Source organism: Shewanella sp. MM_2022_3 (assembly GCF_022557375.1).
GTDB lineage: Bacteria > Pseudomonadota > Gammaproteobacteria > Enterobacterales > Shewanellaceae > Shewanella > Shewanella xiamenensis.
Map to the genome: position 1 here is coordinate 12,926 of NZ_JAKZGV010000003.1, position 17,288 is coordinate 30,213.

Annotated in this window: 17 protein-coding genes and 1 pseudogene; 6 read left to right on the forward strand and 12 right to left on the reverse strand. The window is 40.8% G+C overall.

Features of this window, described 5'->3' with window-relative positions; all coding sequences use genetic code 11:
• The 8 genes from MMG82_RS02445 to MMG82_RS02475 all read right to left on the reverse strand — a co-directional run bounded on the left by MMG82_RS02445 (position 1) and on the right by MMG82_RS02475 (position 7,819).
• A complete protein-coding gene (locus tag MMG82_RS02445) occupies positions 1-1,362 on the reverse strand; it encodes a phage major capsid protein (protein ID WP_241406429.1) in 1,362 nt (453 codons plus the stop codon).
• A gap of 127 nt (positions 1,363-1,489) precedes the next feature.
• On the reverse strand, positions 1,490-2,197 hold the full coding sequence (locus MMG82_RS02450; RefSeq protein WP_241406430.1) for an HK97 family phage prohead protease: 708 nt from the start codon (positions 2,195-2,197) through the stop codon (positions 1,490-1,492).
• 28 nt (positions 2,198-2,225) lie between these two features.
• On the reverse strand, positions 2,226-3,431 hold the full coding sequence (locus MMG82_RS02455; protein ID WP_241406431.1) for a phage portal protein: 1,206 nt from the start codon (positions 3,429-3,431) through the stop codon (positions 2,226-2,228).
• A 21-nt stretch (positions 3,432-3,452) separates the two neighbouring features.
• Positions 3,453-5,231 carry a terminase TerL endonuclease subunit gene (locus MMG82_RS02460; RefSeq protein WP_241406432.1) on the reverse strand — a complete coding sequence of 593 codons (1,779 nt, stop codon included), beginning with the start codon at positions 5,229-5,231 and terminating at the stop codon, positions 3,453-3,455.
• 24 nt (positions 5,232-5,255) lie between these two features.
• Positions 5,256-5,624, reverse strand: a complete 369-nt coding sequence (locus tag MMG82_RS02465) for a P27 family phage terminase small subunit (RefSeq protein ID WP_241406433.1) — start codon at positions 5,622-5,624, stop codon at positions 5,256-5,258.
• A gap of 585 nt (positions 5,625-6,209) precedes the next feature.
• A complete protein-coding gene (locus MMG82_RS02470) occupies positions 6,210-6,626 on the reverse strand; it encodes an HNH endonuclease (RefSeq protein WP_241406434.1) in 417 nt (138 codons plus the stop codon).
• A gap of 569 nt (positions 6,627-7,195) precedes the next feature.
• The gene (locus tag MMG82_RS21550; protein WP_277622144.1) at positions 7,196-7,324 is read right to left on the reverse strand and encodes a hypothetical protein; all 129 of its coding nucleotides are present in this window, start codon (positions 7,322-7,324) and stop codon (positions 7,196-7,198) included.
• Positions 7,325-7,342: 18 nt separating this feature from the next.
• Positions 7,343-7,819: an endonuclease domain-containing protein gene (locus MMG82_RS02475; protein ID WP_241406435.1), complete on the reverse strand. Its 477-nt coding sequence runs from the start codon at positions 7,817-7,819 to the stop codon at positions 7,343-7,345.
• Positions 7,820-7,869: 50 nt separating this feature from the next.
• Between MMG82_RS02475 and MMG82_RS02480 the strand changes: the two genes are divergently transcribed.
• Positions 7,870-8,334 (forward strand): glycoside hydrolase family protein, encoded by a 465-nt coding sequence (locus MMG82_RS02480; RefSeq protein WP_241406436.1) that lies wholly within the window; start codon positions 7,870-7,872, stop codon positions 8,332-8,334.
• Positions 8,319-8,507 carry a hypothetical protein gene (locus MMG82_RS02485; RefSeq protein WP_241406437.1) on the forward strand — a complete coding sequence of 63 codons (189 nt, stop codon included), beginning with the start codon at positions 8,319-8,321 and terminating at the stop codon, positions 8,505-8,507. The genes MMG82_RS02480 and MMG82_RS02485 overlap by 16 nt, the downstream gene beginning before the upstream one ends.
• A 97-nt stretch (positions 8,508-8,604) precedes the next feature.
• On the opposite strand, the gene MMG82_RS02490 is transcribed toward MMG82_RS02485, so the two are convergent.
• The gene (locus MMG82_RS02490; protein WP_241406438.1) at positions 8,605-8,934 is read right to left on the reverse strand and encodes a hypothetical protein; all 330 of its coding nucleotides are present in this window, start codon (positions 8,932-8,934) and stop codon (positions 8,605-8,607) included.
• A 220-nt stretch (positions 8,935-9,154) separates the two neighbouring features.
• Positions 9,155-9,523, reverse strand: a complete 369-nt coding sequence (locus tag MMG82_RS02495; RefSeq protein WP_241406440.1) for a DUF3846 domain-containing protein — start codon at positions 9,521-9,523, stop codon at positions 9,155-9,157.
• Between the two features lie 157 nt (positions 9,524-9,680).
• Here MMG82_RS02495 and MMG82_RS02500 point away from each other — a divergent pair, with 157 nt between their 5' ends.
• Both MMG82_RS02500 and MMG82_RS02505 read left to right on the forward strand, forming a co-directional pair.
• Positions 9,681-10,151: an FKBP-type peptidyl-prolyl cis-trans isomerase gene (locus MMG82_RS02500; protein WP_241406442.1), complete on the forward strand. Its 471-nt coding sequence runs from the start codon at positions 9,681-9,683 to the stop codon at positions 10,149-10,151.
• A gap of 51 nt (positions 10,152-10,202) precedes the next feature.
• Positions 10,203-10,433 (forward strand): annotated as a pseudogene (locus tag MMG82_RS02505) (FKBP-type peptidyl-prolyl cis-trans isomerase); the annotation flags it as partial.
• Positions 10,434-10,492: 59 nt separating this feature from the next.
• Here MMG82_RS02505 and MMG82_RS02510 read toward each other — a convergent pair.
• Positions 10,493-11,287 carry an ROK family protein gene (locus MMG82_RS02510; RefSeq protein WP_037415724.1) on the reverse strand — a complete coding sequence of 265 codons (795 nt, stop codon included), beginning with the start codon at positions 11,285-11,287 and terminating at the stop codon, positions 10,493-10,495.
• 361 nt (positions 11,288-11,648) lie between these two features.
• Here MMG82_RS02510 and MMG82_RS02515 point away from each other — a divergent pair, with 361 nt between their 5' ends.
• Positions 11,649-13,466 (forward strand): aminopeptidase P family protein, encoded by a 1,818-nt coding sequence (locus MMG82_RS02515; protein ID WP_047534930.1) that lies wholly within the window; start codon positions 11,649-11,651, stop codon positions 13,464-13,466.
• Between the two features lie 71 nt (positions 13,467-13,537).
• Here MMG82_RS02515 and MMG82_RS02520 read toward each other — a convergent pair whose 3' ends face one another.
• On the reverse strand, positions 13,538-14,785 hold the full coding sequence (locus MMG82_RS02520) for an HD domain-containing phosphohydrolase (RefSeq protein ID WP_218738179.1): 1,248 nt from the start codon (positions 14,783-14,785) through the stop codon (positions 13,538-13,540).
• A gap of 760 nt (positions 14,786-15,545) precedes the next feature.
• Between MMG82_RS02520 and MMG82_RS02525 the strand changes: the two genes are divergently transcribed.
• Complete coding sequence (locus MMG82_RS02525; RefSeq protein ID WP_055647342.1) at positions 15,546-17,114, forward strand: PAS domain-containing methyl-accepting chemotaxis protein; 1,569 nt, start codon at positions 15,546-15,548, stop codon at positions 17,112-17,114.
• Positions 17,115-17,288 lie beyond the last annotated feature (174 nt).

The window sequence follows — 17,288 nt, forward strand, 5'->3', positions numbered from 1 at the left end:
TTACTTCACGCGGAACAGTTTCAGTTGAGTAGAATCTTTGATGATTGTTCCAACGCGAGTTTCATAATACAGCTGGATATTGCCCGGTACTGAATATGGGTTTTCTTGAGTGAATGCTTCACCGATAGACAGTAATTCGAATGACTCTGCTAAATTACCGAATACCATTGGGTACTCACCAGTTACGATGCCACCTAGGTAATGTTCAACTTCAACTGGGAAACCGAATAAAGAACCAGCAGCATTGCCTGAAATATCAGGACACAGTAATGGACGACCATCTGCATCACGTAAGCGCATTAATTCGAATTGCATCTCTTGTGAAATATAGAATTTGCAACCTGAACGAGCGCCTGCATCAACTGCGAAGATCATTGACAGAATAGCGTCTTGAACGTTAGCTGAGTAAGCAGTGCCAGTGCCAGCAGCTACCTTGGCAACAGTGCTTGATTCAATTACTTGGAAGTAACGTAAGTCACGTTCATCATCTGATTTCAGTGATTCAACTGCATCAACATGACCCAAGATACCTTTAGGTTGTTTCTTAGCTACATCACCTTTAACCAGTGATAAGTGAACACCACGACCGATCTGAGTTGCGATGTCAGCTTTCAAATCACCATAAATGTCGATTTTACTGTCATTAATAGATTCGCGAGTGATGAATGGGTACGCAGCAGTTTTACCTGTAGTGCAAACAACACGAACACGTTGAGTCGCTGCGGTGTTAGACATGCCAGCGTTAGCTACGTCTTCATCAATCCACACAGTTTCAGAGTTTTTAGTTTTAATAAAGCGTTCGAACAATTTACTTGCTACTGAACGAACACTAACGTCGCGCATCATAGCGCCTTGTGAACGCATACGTTCAACAACTGCTAAGTCGAAGTCAGTTAATACCACTTCAGCACCGTTACCTTGTTCAACAGTGTTTAAGCCTTTAGCTAGGAACGCTTCACCTTTTTGTGCTGATTTAATACCTTCACGAATAGCAGCGTTAAAAGTTTCATTTGTTGTATCTACATTTTTTTGAATCATTGTTTTACGTCCTTGTTTTGCAACCATTGCGTCCAGTGTTTGCATGGTTGATTTAATTGAATTGATTTCGGTATCGAGTTCGGATTTAACGTTTTCGATATCTGTTTTCATTTCTGATTTAATTTCAGATTTGATTAACTCCGCGCCATCCATAGCGGCAGATTTAACGCTTTCAATATCTAATTTAACTTGCTGAATTTGATTAACTGTTTCTTGAGTTTCAGATTTAACTTGCTCAATATCAGCTTGTGTTTGTTGTTGTGTTGCTTCTTGTGCTTGTTTCATTTTTGAAACGGCATCGATGATTAAATCGAGTTTATCCATTTGAATTCCCTTTCTTGTCAGGCTGCATCCCACAGCCGTACATGTACGAAAGCATCCCGCTGTTCGTATATGTTGTTGGTTTGATTTTTTGAATTAAATGAGTAGAAATAAGATGTATAGAGGGGTATTAAGAAGCTTTAAGAAGCCCTAATAATTGATCTAATTTATCTTGTTGCTTTTGACTAATAGACTTTTCAAGCAGTTCATCAGTTTCATTATCTTCTGATATAACAACTGTATCTGGTGTATCTGTATTTAGTCCTTTGTAACCAGCTGCCATAAATGCTAAGGCTTGAGCCTTAGATAAGCCGAAGTGATTAACTAACTCTTTCTCAATAATACTTGGACGAGGAATCTCTCCTGATTCAAACGTACTTTTGATTGATGTTAGAACACTTTGGTCATTACATGGGAAGGGCACAATAGATACTTCACCTAATTCAAGTTCGATTAATTTAGTAACCTTAGTTACTCGATCGAATACTTGTTTCTTAACCTTATATCCAATACTAAAACCATTGATTGCACCTGCTTTTAATAAGGCGTATATCTCGCGTGCGCGTTGAACTTCAAGAATCAATTGACCAGTCATCTTCAAGCCATAAGCGTCTTCTTCCATTGATAACCATTTACCAATAGGTTCATCGCGATTATGGTTAAAGAGCATCTTAGGCATGGTGCCTTTAGCTGTGTGGTCTGCAATTGTTTGTTTGAAAGCGCCTTGAATGGTTTCATCGTTCGCTTTGTCTACATAATTAAATGTGTTTGCGTAGCAGACGATGAAACCAAGCTCATCAATAGATTTAATATCGAGTTCATATTCACGATATTGCATTGTTACCTCCTGTTGTTTTATTTATTTATCAAACAACTGGAGGCTGGTTTTGCGGATTTGTGTTACTGAAAGTGATATTGTTCGTTTGAATTACACGTTTATCACCATCTTCAATATGCTCTTTCCCAATTTCTTCCCTGATCTCGTTAACGCTGTAAACACCCATTTCAAGATATGCTTTATGTACTTCAGCTTGAGTCTTAACATCACCACGTAAGAACATTTGATCATCAAATTCAATCTCTAAACCAGCCGGTAAGATTGCGTTAATCCGTTCTTCAATGTTTTGAAGTAATGGACCGATACATGTTTGATGGAAGAATCTGTTTTGTGATTCAAGGTTATTGAAGTGAGCATTCTCTAAGTCGCCAATCATGAATGATGGTACTAAGAACACACCTGAAATCTCTGTGCGTTGGTATTTGCGTGTCTCAAGGAACTGCGCATCAACGTTAGATAACCCAATAGGCTTATAATCAACGCCATCAACCAGCATTGCAGTTCTGTTATGATTGCCGACTCCGCCATATGTCTGCACCCAGCTTTCAAGGAATGCCGCTTGTGCTTCGCGGCTCATAGTTTTATCAGTGGTAATAACACCAGCTGGTGCACTACCATTCATAAAGAAGCTTAAACCGTGATTACGTGCGAAATAGTTAAGATTGATTGCATTGCATGCCACATCAAAGTTATTTAGCCCTCTAATACTATCGAAACTGAAGTCTTTAATATGCAGAATGTCTTCTTGTTCATACGTAACTGAGCCAATTCGATACTGAATAACGTCCCCTAATAACTCCATAGTAGGCCGAATTGTGGGTGGTACAGGTAATAAATCAATGATATTACCGCTTGAATCACGTGTGATTACTGCGTAGAAGTTCCCACGAATATCAAGATGCATAATCATCATCTTAATAAATTCATGCATTGTTTGATAATTATTAGGACGTTTGGTTAACGTATATACCGTTGGGTTATCTTTAACTGTTAATTGACGTCGACCCTTTCGAGTATCGAAAATCTTAAGTGGTAATTGACTGACTGTATTTGATTTAACCTTAATACATGCAAAGATGTCACTCAGCCCTAATGTGTCCATCTCGCTTATTGATGCTGAACTCGTGGCGCCTGACCGAATTCGATACATGAGATCATTGAATTCATAATTGGTCATTGCCATTTTAGCCTCAAGTTCTTGAGACCTTTTAAAGAATTTAGGAATCCATCCCATTTACTTCTCCTTCTTTTATTCTTAGTATTTAGTCGATACTAATCCCCTTAAATCTTCATATATGGAACGATTTGACTCTTCTGATATACGTGATGCAGCTACAATCATAGCCATTAAGCTATCTGTTTTGTCTTCATTCGAATTCTTAACAATACTGACAATGTTATTAGGGTGATTCTTTAATAACGCATTCGAACAACAGTACTCGAAAACCTTATCACCGTTGTATTTAATGCGACCATCTATAATCATCGATTCAACACGTTTAACAGTTTCATTAAGATTAACTGGTGTTGGTTTTACTTCAACTACGTTAATACCGTGATTTGAGCGCAAATCATTCATCAATTGATTGCCTTGAGCTGGGTCAAAGCCAACATCAACGACTTTATATTTCTTACTGAGCTCCACAATATAATCACGTACTAAATCGAAATCAGTGATGGTTGATTCTACAATTTCCAGATATCCCATTTGACTCCACACGTCATATAGATTCTGAACTTGTTCACTTGCCTTATTTATTGCACCACGACTGATATAATGTTTCTGCATGATGTGATATTCGACCTTACCGCTTTGAGTATCAGTTTCAGGTACTTTGAACACAGCTGATACAGCGGTTAAGTCAATCTTTTGAGCTAAGTCAGCCCCAATATAACAATCATATTTTTTATATTTATCAGAATCAAAATCCATTTCTAGTAAGCATTTATCCAGATCATTTTTCTTAAGCCAAACTTTCTCTGAATGACAGAAAACATTAAGATGCTTAGTTAAAAATCCATTCCGTTCAGATACTAGATCACGTGCTGATGCAGCTTGTTTTCTCATGTCCGCAAGTTCTTTAACCACACCTAATGCTGGGTTAGCTTTCATCCATGCTTCTTCTGAGAAGTAATCATCACCTTCATCGATGCCATAGATCATTGAGAACATATGGTCAGCTTCAACAATCTTATCGAGCATACGTTGACCACGTTTATAAAGATCAACCGCAATACCATCTAGAATTGTTCCTGCTGTGCTGATCACAAGCATTAATGGCTGTGTCCTTGCCCCTGTACTTGTGTCCATAACTCCATATAAGTTCCTATCAGCCCACTCATGAATCTCATCGCACACGACTAAGTGACTTGATAAACCATCAAGTGTCGAACTGTTGTTAGCCAGTGGTTGATATTTCGAGTTTTCATAATGCATACCATCAAAGCGTTGTCTGAATGCTTTGTCGCTTCTTACTGGCATACCATTAATGATTTTTACTGATTGTTCATATACGATTTTGGCTTGTTTGAGTGATGGACCAACACTGTATACCTGTGCACCGTGTTCGCCATCAGCTAAGAAGAAGTACAATGCTAAGCCAGATGATAAGGCTGATTTACCATTCTTCCGTGCTACCCATAATTGAGCTTCGGTAAATCTTCGAACATATTTCTTACTTCGGTGATGTTGTTCCTTCTTTAACCAACCTATGATGTTAGTGACAATAAAGATCTGCCACGGCATTAACGTGAACGGTTGACCATAATAGTCACCGTCTGTGTGTTTCATATGCTTATAGAAATCAACTATCCGTTGTGCTTTTTTGGTAGAGAAGAAGTATTTGAATGATGGGTCTTCAATTGAATTAAGATCATCTATAAATCTTTGACATGCGAGCTTGATATATTTATTCGATACTATGTGTCCTGTGATAATGTCAGCTGCATATAGATAAGCTTGACGGTAATCTTGACTTGGAATTAACGGTATATCTTCCAGAGGTGTATCAAATCCATTGATATCAAGCAGCATTTGATACCTGCTTGACATCTATAGTTATACCTCGTCTTTATTTAAGAAATCGCTATAATCTGACTCAGATTGAACACACGATCTTAATAATGGGTCTTTTAACAATCCTGTCTTAGTTAATATCTCAATTATGTTCTTGAATGCTGCTTGTTTGGTTTGCACTGCTGGTGATTGCTTGGTGACACTGTACCCATTAGCGCCTTTAACTGTGATGGTAGAGCCATTCGTTTCTAGCTCTGTGATTGCTTGAACGTATTCATTAAGCTCAATTGCAAGCATACTCATTAACATGTTATCGATGTCATCGATATCGCTATATGTGTTCTCAATTACTTTAGATAGTTGTTTGTAGAATGCGTCAGACTGCTTAGGCAGCCATTTAAGTTTCTTCATAAGCCCTCCTTGGCTTTCTTTGTCTCTCCTGTCTCTGTGTGTCCTGTGACCTCACACGTTTTGGGGTATAAGGAAAAATATTTATTAAGAACGGTTACGGTGCGTTTAATTAAAGTTTTAAATTTAAACGTCCCCACCCCCTATGTGTTATTTATTCAGGGACTGTATTGCCGAATGGATTACACATGTGAATGGATGGATATTATTCAGGGAAAAATGGTTCAATATCCATATGGTTATTGGGGGAAGTAAAAGCACGGATTCTTGTGTAATATATAAGTAAATTACTATTTTTCTTGAAGCATAATCCGTGCTTTTGCTTAATTAACACACAACACATCTACTCATCACAAACTAGTGATAATGCACCGATGATATACTTAAGAACATCTAGTTCTTCTTCACCTGTTATAACTTCACTAGTGCTAATATTACTTATCTCAATGCCATTGTCTGAATACTTAATCCATAACACTGAGTCCTTATACGTCATTAAGACATTATGCAGTTGTTCTGCTCTTATCATTATTACCTCACTATCAGCTGGTACATACCAGCCTCACCATACGACCACCAACTGTGGCCTTACCATCCTTGGTTAATATCTCTACCTATACCTTTAAGAGATTCTTTCTTCTTCCGCTCACGTGCTGCTTCACCTGTCTTAGTATTGTGGCAGGCGTGACATAGAGATTGGAGATTAAGATAATCATCTTTAAGGTCAGGGTTGTCTTGTATCTCAATGATATGGTCAACAATTGTTGCCAGCTTAACTATGCCTAATGCCTCACAACGACAGCACAAAGGGTTCTCACGTATCCATTGATCACGTAAGCGTTTCCATGTGTTAGTAAAGTAGAAAGAATGTCTAGGAGGTCTATTATCGTTATAGCGTTTGTTTCGGGTAGCTACTTGCTCTTGATAATACTTTTGGTGTGAATTGCAATAGCCATTATCGTTAGAGTGTGCTTGGATACAACCAGCCTTATTGCATACTTTCATTCTTAAGTTCTTTAAATTCTTTAAGCTCCGTATAAATCACGTCAAGGTTAAGCTTGATGTTATTAGCTATCACTATTTGATTTGATTCAATACGGTTAAGCTTAGTGTAAATGCAATGCCCGAGAATATATGCTAGTAGTGTGATTAGTACTGGCAGCAGTATCAGTAAGAGAGAATTAGTTTTCATATTTTACCCTATTATTTTATCTATCTTGTAAATGTGAACTGAGTTACCTTCGCGGATGAACCGTAAATCAGATAATTCCTTAGATACTTCAAATGGCACAAATGGAGTTCTATGGTACTCGTTAATTGATATTATCTCTAGGTGAACCACAGGGATTTTTCCTAGTACTGGGTCATTAAAGATTATAGTTGTTGTGTTCATATTGATTCCTCATTTGATTTTCTTCTTATGTATTTATTATTAATTAACATTAAATACTTCAAATGTGGGATATGATGAGAGATGTGGTAATGCTCTTTGTTTAAATAACAAACAAAAGCACGGATTATGCTTCAAGAAAAATAGTAATTTACTTATATCTTACACAAGAATCCGTGCTTTTTTATTCAAGTATTTTTTGCAATAACTCAGAATTATCCACCAATAGCTCAAGGAATAAAGGGCCATCTAATACGTATTGAATCCATTCATCATCAGTTACGGCTACATCTGCATCTATTTCCTTTATCATTCTTTCTATTACTCCTTGCTACTGCCTTTTATACTGCTGTTTAAGTGCTGTCTTATAAGCTATTAAACGCTGATTGCCGTTTGTTAGTGCGTTAGTTGTACTTGTATTAACGTTTAATGCTTTCAGTGTCTCTCGCTGTTCAGTGGCGTTTAAACGCGCGAACTTTTTAGCCTTTATGCTTAACATATTTATGTAATAATCATTCATTGAATAATCATCAGTTAAGTACTCTTGAATCATTCCTATAGCTTCACTAAGTGATATACCTGCTCTATTAGCCAGTGTGTTCAATCTATTCTCTATACCAGCGAGTATATATGCACCATTACATGTTCGACATAAGACATGTCTTATATGATGTGTATTATGGTCATGATCAACTACTAAATCATCCTTGTTACTACACAGATAGCATTCACTATTAGCTCTTAGTGCCTTTAGTTCCTTTGTAGTAAGGATCTTTGGCTTCGCTGTTGGTTCTTTGTCCATATCCATATCGAATTGCTCTCCGCTAAATATATATTTAGGAGTGAGGACAAGTTCAAATGGATTTGAAAGAAATAATAAAGGAGAACGAAGGTTCAATTAAATACCAACAACACATAGGCACATTCAAGGATAGTATGTTCTATCGATATAAATGTAGTGAAGGATATTGGACTATTGGATATGGTCATAGATGCAGTGATGATCAAAAACCAATCGATGTATCTACAGCAGATGCATTATTAGATGCTGATATTGAAATAGCTCAGAAGATGGCAGCTAAGATTCATGTTGATTCAAATCACCTAGTGAATGATGTATTAACTGAGGCAGTATTTCAGATTGGCTATTCTGGATTATGTAAGTTCAAAAAGATGATCGCTGCATTAAAGTCAGGTGACTATAAAGAAGCTGCGGTGCAAATGAAAGATTCAAAGTGGTATCGGCAAACGCCGAATCGCGTGGAGAAGCACTTGGATGTGCTGAATAACATAAACAAGGAGAGTATATGGGAACATTTATAGTAAAGGGACTGCTAGCAGTTCTGAAACAGATTCTAACGGCTATAGCTAGTGAGGCATTAATGCAGTGGGTAATACTATCACTTGCTGAGATGGCTGCTAAACACACAGCGACTACATGGGATGATGAGCTAGTGGCTCGAATCAAAGCTGCTATGGAATCAGAAAAGAAGTAAGAAATTAATGAGGGCAGCCGTTAAGCTGCCTCTTATCCTCAATAACAAGAGTAACGTTGACTGTCTTTTCTATTTGTTAGCTTTAGGTGAAGATGAGCTATACCGCAGTTGCAAGAAAACCGATACTAGCGAACTGCTCAGTTTTATTCTCAGTCGTACGAATAATAATCCTATCAATATCAACGCCGTATTTGTTTGCATACTGACCCGCAATCGAGATACTACCCAACGCAATATCTGTTGGGCTAGTTAGTTTCTTTGCTTGTTCTGCTGTAAGCGTTAGGTCGTAGTATGCGAGGATTTGATAGCTGCCATTTCTGAAAACAGCAAATTCTAGTTCAAACGATAAGTTAGAGGGCATTACTGCACCTTCGGAGATGACAACCATAGCTCTGTGGCTGACTACTGTGTTGAATGTATTTTTCATGTGTTGAGTTCCTTGTTACGTTCAGCATCACAACGATGCTGATATTTTGCTATAACAAGAATTTGAGATTTTGTTTAACTCATATCAGAACTTTCAGAGGGGGTTGAGGTGTGCGATGTAAAGATGATTGTTCTATGAAGTTGAAATAAAGCACGGATTCCTGTGTAAGATATAAGTAAATAACTATTTTTCTTAAACAAGAATCCGTGCTTTTGTTTAATTAGCACACAGCAGCATCACTAAGTGCCTTATCCGCTAGCTCAATAGTCTGAAATCCGTGATACTCCTGTCCATCATCAGCCACTAATATAACTGGCCCAACTAGAACCTTATGACCTTTCACTTTGAAGTGTTCAGGCACAATCCTCTCAAGTTCCAATGGAACGCGCCAAGCGATAGACCCATCATGCAATGCATTTTCATTCATCAATAACACAGCCCCATCGATATATACGACTGGCTCGATTAAACCACCTACCAGTTGTTGAAAGCTTGCTAGCTTGTTTCGGCCTATTTCCTCGTGTGTTTTGAACAGTACGTAACCCGTTTCTGGTGTTCCTTTGATTTCAAACTTTATAGCGTATGACATAATAGCTCCTGACAGTTCAACTGATTGTTTTTATGAGCCATTTTACTACCAAGACATATTATGTCATACCAAAGACTGACCGATTACCTACGCTTTCTTTACTCAACTTTGCTGCCTACGTATCATGAGCTAATCAAATTAATTGGAGTCTTATTAAATGCGTATGATTTTGGCTGTTGTGGTCATTGCTGGTGTGATTTTTTACTTTTTTAGCCAGATGAATAACTCTCAAGCAACTAAAGAGAATATTGAAAAAGCGAAGCTGTTTTTAGCTGAGAATGCGAAGCGAGAAAACGTGGCTCAAACAGCATCTGGCTTGCAATATGAAGTACTCACTAAGAGCGCGAACACCGAACACCCAAAAGCAAACAGCAAAGTCACTGTGCACTATCATGGAACATTGCTTGACGGAAGTGTGTTTGATAGTTCAGTTGAGCGTGGTGAAACGATTAGTTTTAGCTTAAACCAAGTGATTAAGGGCTGGACTGAAGGGTTACAGCTAATGACTGTAGGTGACAAATTCCGTTTTTATATTCCAAGTGAACTCGCCTATGGCAACAGAAGCACGGGCAAGATTGGCGGTGGTTCATTGTTAATATTTGATGTAGAGCTATTTGAAATCAACTAGTTAAATTCGATAAAAAATTATTCATTTAACTGTAGTTGCATTGCAAACAGCACTTTGATCGACGGTACCGTATTTGATAGCTCGGTCGAGCGTGGTGAGCCCATTGCCTTCCCGTTGGATCGGGTGATTAAAGGTTGGACCGAAGGCGTGCAACTGATGGTCGAAGGCGATAAGTATCGCTTCTTTATTCCAAGTGAGCTTGCCTACGGCAATCGTAGCACAGGCAAAATTGGCGGTGGTTCGGTACTGATTTTTGATGTAGAGCTGCTAAAGATAAATTAATTTCTGCATTAAAAACAAAGCCCTGCATTGTAGGGCTTTGTTTTTTCTATCTCCGTTTTTTACGAATCTGCCTTATCCGAAAAATCCCTTGCCAAGATCACTGATAAACCACGACAAACTAAGGTTTCCATATCATCGACACGATTAATCTTCATTTCGGCTAATGGCGCACTCAAGGCCATGCGTCTTAAACTGTCCAGACATCCTTTATAGTAAGGCGCACTGTTCATCATGCCGCCCGCTAACCAGATCCGATTAGGATTAAACAGATTTACCGCCCATGCGAGTCCCATACCAAGATAAGTACCTGCACGGTATACATCATCGGCAGTAGAAATCTTCCGACTACGGATAGAATCACCACTGGCAAGCTGCTCTAAAGTGAACTCCCCCGATTCTGTCATCACTCGGCAATGTCCCAGCTCTCCTGCGACGCCAGTTGCACCGGTGTACGCTTTGCCGTTAAAGGCAATCGACATACCGATACCGGTGCCACACATGACTAACAACTCACAGGCATATTTTTCATCACAGGTTGCCTGCATGCCCGCATCGATATCATTACAGATAAACTTAAGCTGACCTTGGGTTTTCAAGGTATCAAAACTCAACCCATTTAAACCGGGCAAGGATTTACAAGATACCAAACGATTCTGTTGTACAAGCCCTGGTACAGCGATCGCTAAATGGTAATGCTGTAAATCATAATCCCGTTCCAACGCCGCGATTTGATTATTTAAGTCTTCTATTTTAAAGCCTTCACCCGTGGGGATTTTATATTGTTCTGTATGCCCCTTGAGTTGAAGTTCGAACAGGGCTTTGCTACCGCCCACGTCTATTGTTAATGTTTGCATCGCCAACTCCACTGATACATGTGCTCCCCTCTGACCCCGAGCGGAGATGGCGAATGTTAGCATAATGGGTCAATATTAGCGATTGAATAAAACTTAAGTAGCTAATTTGTAAGAATTAGTCATGATTCCAGAGTGATTAAGATAACAATTCAATTTGATTATTAGCGAGAGATCACAGCCATTTTCATCACAAAATGTTGCCTAAAAAACAAAATTGTATACAAAATCCTTTATTCCATACCTTGCAACTTCGTTGCTGAGCTTGCGATAATCGCTGTCAATTTGCATCCTTTTCGCCAGCATTACCCATGATAATTTGGCAGCCTACCTTTGTAGCCCATGCCATCAATTTGGAGCCCCTATGTCGTTACCTTCGTCGTCACAACCATTGCAATCAAATAAGATTGCCAACCGTCTTGCCGCCATTCGTAGCGAGCTAGCAAACGCCAACTTAGACGCCTTTATTATTCCGCGCGCCGATGAGTATTTAGGCGAATATGTGCCAGAGCACAACGAGCGTCTTTATTGGGCGACGGATTTTACCGGTTCAGCCGGCATGGCCATTGTCCTAAAAGACAAAGCCGCCATTTTTACCGATGGTCGTTATACGGTACAAGTGCGTTTACAGGTCGATGCAAACCTCTTTAGCTATGAAAGCCTGACAGACACTCCGCAAATCGAATGGTTATGCGACACGTTACCCGCAGGTTCACGTGTCGGATTTGATGCCCGTTTACACACCTTAGCGTGGTTTGAAAACGCCAAAGCGACGTTAGCGAAAGCCCAAATCGAACTGGTTGCCGTCGAACAGAATCCGATTGATAAGCACTGGCAAAATCGACCTGCACCGTCGAGCGCAGCTATCACCTTATTTAGTAATGAAAGTGCGGGTAAGACCAGCCTGCAAAAACGGACCGAGATTGGCGCACTAGTCAAAAAAGCCGGCGCCGATGTTGCGCTAATCGCCGCTTTAGATTCTTTCTGCTGGCTGCTTAATATCCGTGGTAATGATGTTCCTCGCCTCCCTGTCGTGCTCGGCTGCGCCCTGCTCCATGCCAATGGTGATATGCAGCTGTTTACCGATTTGAGCAAACTCCCCGAAGGCATTGAGGAACACGTTGGAGCGGGTGTGAGCTTTAAGAGCGAAGCCGCCCTTGCCGATACCTTGGCAAGTTTGCAGGGTGTGAAACTGCTGGCCGATCCCAACTCTGCTAACGCTTGGGCGCAAAATCTTGCCCGCGATGCTGGCGCAAAATTGATTGCCGGTATCGACCCAGTCTCTCTGCCTAAAGCCCAAAAAAATGCTGCCGAATTAGCAGGTATGCGCGCCAGCCACATCCGTGATGGTGTCGCTGTCAGTCGTTTTCTTGCATGGCTCGATGCTGAAGTCGCGGCTAATCGTCTGCACGATGAAGCCACTCTTGCCGACAAGTTAGAGAGTTTCCGTCTCGAAGATCCCAAGTATCGCGAGCCAAGCTTCGACACCATCTCCGCCGCTGGCGCCAATGCGGCCATGTGTCACTATAACCATAACAATGGCACGCCTGCGATGATGACGATGAACAGCATCTACTTAGTGGATTCTGGCGCTCAATATCTGGACGGCACCACAGACGTCACCCGCACCATCGCCATTGGCGAAGTGAGTGATGAACAGAAAAAGATGGTGACACTGGTACTTAAAGGCCATATCGCCTTAGATCAAGCCCGCTACCCTAAAGGCACGACAGGCCAACAACTCGATGCTTTTGCCCGCCAATATCTGTGGCAACATGGGTTTGATTACGACCACGGCACAGGCCATGGCGTCGGCCATTTCCTGAGTGTGCATGAAGGCCCACAGCGCATAGGTAAAAATCTTAATGCTATCGCCTTAATGCCTGGCATGGTGTTATCAAATGAGCCTGGTTATTACCGCGCCGACAGTTTTGGCATTCGCCTCGAAAACCTAGTGGTAGTGCGGCATTGTGAAGCATTAAAGGGCGCCGAGCGTGAAATGTATGAATTCGATGCCCTAACGCTGATCCCCATGGATGTCCGCCTTATCGATAAGAACCTGTTAACCCAAGGCGAAATCGACTGGTTTAATGCTTACCATCAGAGAGTGTTTAATACTTTATCGCCATTAATGTCAGGCAGTGAGCTTGAGTGGCTCAAACAAGCAACACAAGCTATCTAACCCCCACAGATAAATCTCATTAAATAAGCCCAAGACGATTGTCTTGGGCTTATTGTTTTCGCCTAATAAAATCACACCATCTTAGGCTGCGCTACAGTCGACTGAGGATCATCCAGCAATGAAGCTTTTGAAAGCACCTCAAACTCGGTATGAATTTGCATAAAACAATCGACTAACACAGGATCAAAATGTTTGGCTCGGCCCTCAAGAATCATGGCTTTGGCATCTTCATGACTAAAAGGACGCTTATAGCAGCGTGGGGATGTTAACGCATCATAAACATCGACTAGAGCGACAATTCTTGCGGATAAGGGAATATTTTCTTCTTTTAATCCAAGTGGATAACCACTACCATCCCATTTTTCGTGGTGTCCAGAGGCAATATCTCTACCCATTTTGATAAAGGTGCATTGGGGAGCATACTCTAACAAACTGGCCAGAACCTGCCCCCCAATAACGGGATGCGCCTTAATTTGTTCAAACTCATCTGGAGTTAACCGGCCTGGTTTTAGCAAAATCGCATCGGCAATGCCAACTTTGCCTATGTCATGCAAAATTGCCGATAAGCTAATATCTTGGATAAAGTCTTCATCTAATTCTGGAGGCGAATTGTCAGCCAACATCCGCTGGGCAGCGAGCATTTTAGAGTATTGCCGCATTCTCAATAAGTGCGCTCCGGTTTCATTATCTCGATATTCAGCAAGCTTAGCTAAACCCAGTACAGTCGCTTGCCGAGAAGCTAGTGTAGAATCGAGGGAGGAGGTTAACTTGCCTAAGAGATAAGCAATAGTCAGGGTTACCATAGCATTGGTTACGAGGAAATTGATTGAAACAACAACCCAAATGCCAGTGCTATATCCTTGAGTGACGGGCCAAATCAGCCACTCATAATGATACGCCACCCCAATCAAAATTAAGCTCACACCATTTAAAACTTGGGCGTATATGCTCGCCTTAGTGCCTAAAAAAATGTTACTCAGCGGAGGGAAAATAAATAGCCAAAAAAATCCAGCGCCTGACGGCCCTATCGCAATAAGAAATCCAACACCAATGGCATAGGCAAGCAAACATCCTAAACTAAATCTAAGCCGATCAGAAAAATGAGGATAAAAAAGCAATAAGACTAATAAGAAATATGCAAAGGTATCAAAAATCGCCATGCCCCATAAATCGGCAGCAATACAAAGATAAACACTGGTGAAATACACAGGCACACACAGGATCGCAAGAAACCCAAATAACCGTTTAAAAATCACTCGGCGCCAATGAGTTAAACCTGATGTATAACGAGCAAAGTCACTCGGCAGTGCTCTTGCCATAAAAATCCCTTTGCAATCAAGTACTACCTTTGGATGATTTAAAGCCTAAGTTCACAATTTATCGACCTAGGTCTCGCAATTTTATTTAACAAGATAATGACTTGCACAAAACCAATTAAATGCGGACTAAAACCCATAATGCTTAAAAATGTGTTCACATTACGACTGCCTGCTGACATTTATGAAATTAAATTTGGCTCCTTCTGCCAAGCTAGCGCTCGCCGAAATAAGGAATGAAGTGTCATTCTTTTATTCAAATAACGAACGGTTCTTAAGACTGAGTAAGCGTAAATGCTTGCCATAAAACCCATTTAGGCAGCATTTATTTATCTTAGCGCCCTTTTATGCAAAAGCACTGCATCTACGGACTTTACCTTGCACAAATGCCATTAAATTCGCCCAAATAATCCTTAAACATCAACACGCCTAACAAGTTTAGTCAAAGACGCCAAGAATGGTTGCCATATATTGAGGATTCTCCCGAATAACTTCATCTCACATGAAGGTGAATATGACATAAATTTGGCTACAAGACAGGATAAACACTCGTTTAAATAGCAATAAAAAACTAATATTTTTAAAAAGTTATAAAAAGAAAAATACATTACTTTTCTTATGGGTAATGCTAAAAACCACTCTCCAATATCCACACAAAAATGATACCATTATCACATAATTAGCCGACCCCCATGAGAGTCGGCACAAGCTTTAGCATTACATTTACCCTAATCATAATATCGGCCCAGAATGGACACACGAAATGAGCCAGAGTAACCCTAGTCACAATAAAATCAGTAACAACCATCATCACGCACAAGAGATCCGCCTCACTCCTCAAGACGAATTGATATCCACCACAGATACCCGCGGGATTATTACTTATGTTAATCAACGATTTGCCGAAGTATCAGGATACAGTGCCGAAGAATTAATTGGGCATCAGCATAACAAAGTACGTCATCCCGATATGCCTAGTGCCGCTTTTAAAGAGATGTGGCAAAAACTAAAATCCGGCCAATCTTGGCGTGGCATAGTTAAAAATCGCTGTAAAAATGGCGATTTTTATTGGGTTGATGCCTTTGTTTCTCCCGTGTTTGAGAATGGCACAATTGTTGGTTATCAGTCGGTTCGTCTGCAACCGCAGGCAGCCTATGTCACTAGAGCAACAGCTATTTACCGCAGATTATTGGACAATAAATCCATTACTAAGCCACTTAGTTTAATGCAAAAACGTGTTGTCTCTGCTGTAGTTGCATCTACAGGATTATTAATTGCGGGTTACCTTTGGGGTTGGGGAGTGATTATCGCTGGCGCGATTTTAATGGGCCTTAACTTAGCTATCTTCTACGATGAAGCCTTTCGTATTCCGGCCAAGTTGATTGATATGCAAACAAAATACGATTCTATTAGTCGCTACATCTACTCGGGAGCTGACACCTCATCGATTCTCGATTTTCAATTGATCTTATTACAAGCCAAGATGAATGGCGTACTCGGCCGCACTCAAGATCAAGCTAATCAATTGCATGCGATAGCCGATCAACTTGTGGTCACCACTGAACAAACCTATGCCAGCCTAGATCAAGAGAAAAACCAGCTCGAGCAACTGGCAAGTGCAATGGAAGAAATGAGTTCGACGATTACCGAAGTTGCTCAAAACACTCAACGAACCTCAACCAGCATTAATACCGCCTATGATCTCTGCCTAAAAAGCAGCGCCAATATGAAGGCTAATACCCAAAAGGTCGAACAGCTGGCTAAATCCGTCGCCGATGCAGCGAATAATGCCAATCTGCTTAATCAAGAAGCTGAACGAGTTGCCAGTGCCATGGGTGAGATTGATTCTATTGCTGAGCAAACTAACCTGCTTGCCCTCAATGCCGCCATTGAAGCCGCGAGAGCGGGTGAACAAGGGCGCGGCTTTGCGGTGGTGGCCGATGAAGTGCGCGCCCTATCGAGCCGCACTCAGTTATCGACCAACAGTATTTCGCAGAGTGTCGATAAGATGTTCAGCATGTTAAATGCGTGGGCAAAAGAAATGGAGCAAAGCCGCCAACATGCAGAGCAATGCGCTAACGACATTCAAACCTCCGCCAAAAACGTCAACACCATTTACCAAGAAGTCAGCGAGATCCACACCTTTGCACAGCAAAATGCGGTGGCCGCCGATCAGCAGCGCCAAGTGGTGCATGAAATCACCAACAATATTCATTTCATCACCCAAAGCAGCAGTGAAAACCTCGCGGCAACGCATCAGATTGGTGATGCCGCCAATCATTTAAAACACAGCGCTGAAAAAGCACTTGGCCTACGCCGCGCCTTTGGCTAGCTGTAATGCCGCGCGATTGTCGACACACAATAGCGCGGCATCCTTTATCCAAGCCAATCCACGCCTTAAGTTAATCCTCTGATTATCAGCAAAACAGCAGCAATATCGTTATAAACGGCCAAAGGGTTAAAAAGTACAGGTTTTAACCGAAAATTTTGCTATACTCCGCGCCCG

Coding starts and splice junctions, on each gene's coding strand:
- MMG82_RS02480 (WP_241406436.1), top strand. CDS start 7,870: ATGGATTTGAAAGAAATAATAAAGGAGAACGAAGGTTCAATTAAATAC.
- MMG82_RS02465 (WP_241406433.1), bottom strand. CDS start 5,624: ATGAAGAAACTTAAATGGCTGCCTAAGCAGTCTGACGCATTCTACAAA.
- MMG82_RS02455 (WP_241406431.1), bottom strand. CDS start 3,431: ATGGGATGGATTCCTAAATTCTTTAAAAGGTCTCAAGAACTTGAGGCT.
- MMG82_RS02450 (WP_241406430.1), bottom strand. CDS start 2,197: ATGCAATATCGTGAATATGAACTCGATATTAAATCTATTGATGAGCTT.
- MMG82_RS02445 (WP_241406429.1), bottom strand. CDS start 1,362: ATGGATAAACTCGATTTAATCATCGATGCCGTTTCAAAAATGAAACAA.
- MMG82_RS02460 (WP_241406432.1), bottom strand. CDS start 5,231: ATGCTGCTTGATATCAATGGATTTGATACACCTCTGGAAGATATACCG.
- MMG82_RS02520 (WP_218738179.1), bottom strand. CDS start 14,785: ATGGCAAGAGCACTGCCGAGTGACTTTGCTCGTTATACATCAGGTTTA.
- MMG82_RS02495 (WP_241406440.1), bottom strand. CDS start 9,523: ATGTCATACGCTATAAAGTTTGAAATCAAAGGAACACCAGAAACGGGT.
- MMG82_RS02475 (WP_241406435.1), bottom strand. CDS start 7,819: ATGGATATGGACAAAGAACCAACAGCGAAGCCAAAGATCCTTACTACA.
- MMG82_RS02500 (WP_241406442.1), top strand. CDS start 9,681: ATGCGTATGATTTTGGCTGTTGTGGTCATTGCTGGTGTGATTTTTTAC.
- MMG82_RS02525 (WP_055647342.1), top strand. CDS start 15,546: ATGAGCCAGAGTAACCCTAGTCACAATAAAATCAGTAACAACCATCAT.
- MMG82_RS02485 (WP_241406437.1), top strand. CDS start 8,319: ATGGGAACATTTATAGTAAAGGGACTGCTAGCAGTTCTGAAACAGATT.
- MMG82_RS02510 (WP_037415724.1), bottom strand. CDS start 11,287: ATGCAAACATTAACAATAGACGTGGGCGGTAGCAAAGCCCTGTTCGAA.
- MMG82_RS02470 (WP_241406434.1), bottom strand. CDS start 6,626: ATGAAAGTATGCAATAAGGCTGGTTGTATCCAAGCACACTCTAACGAT.
- MMG82_RS21550 (WP_277622144.1), bottom strand. CDS start 7,324: ATGATAAAGGAAATAGATGCAGATGTAGCCGTAACTGATGATGAATGG.
- MMG82_RS02515 (WP_047534930.1), top strand. CDS start 11,649: ATGTCGTTACCTTCGTCGTCACAACCATTGCAATCAAATAAGATTGCC.
- MMG82_RS02490 (WP_241406438.1), bottom strand. CDS start 8,934: ATGAAAAATACATTCAACACAGTAGTCAGCCACAGAGCTATGGTTGTC.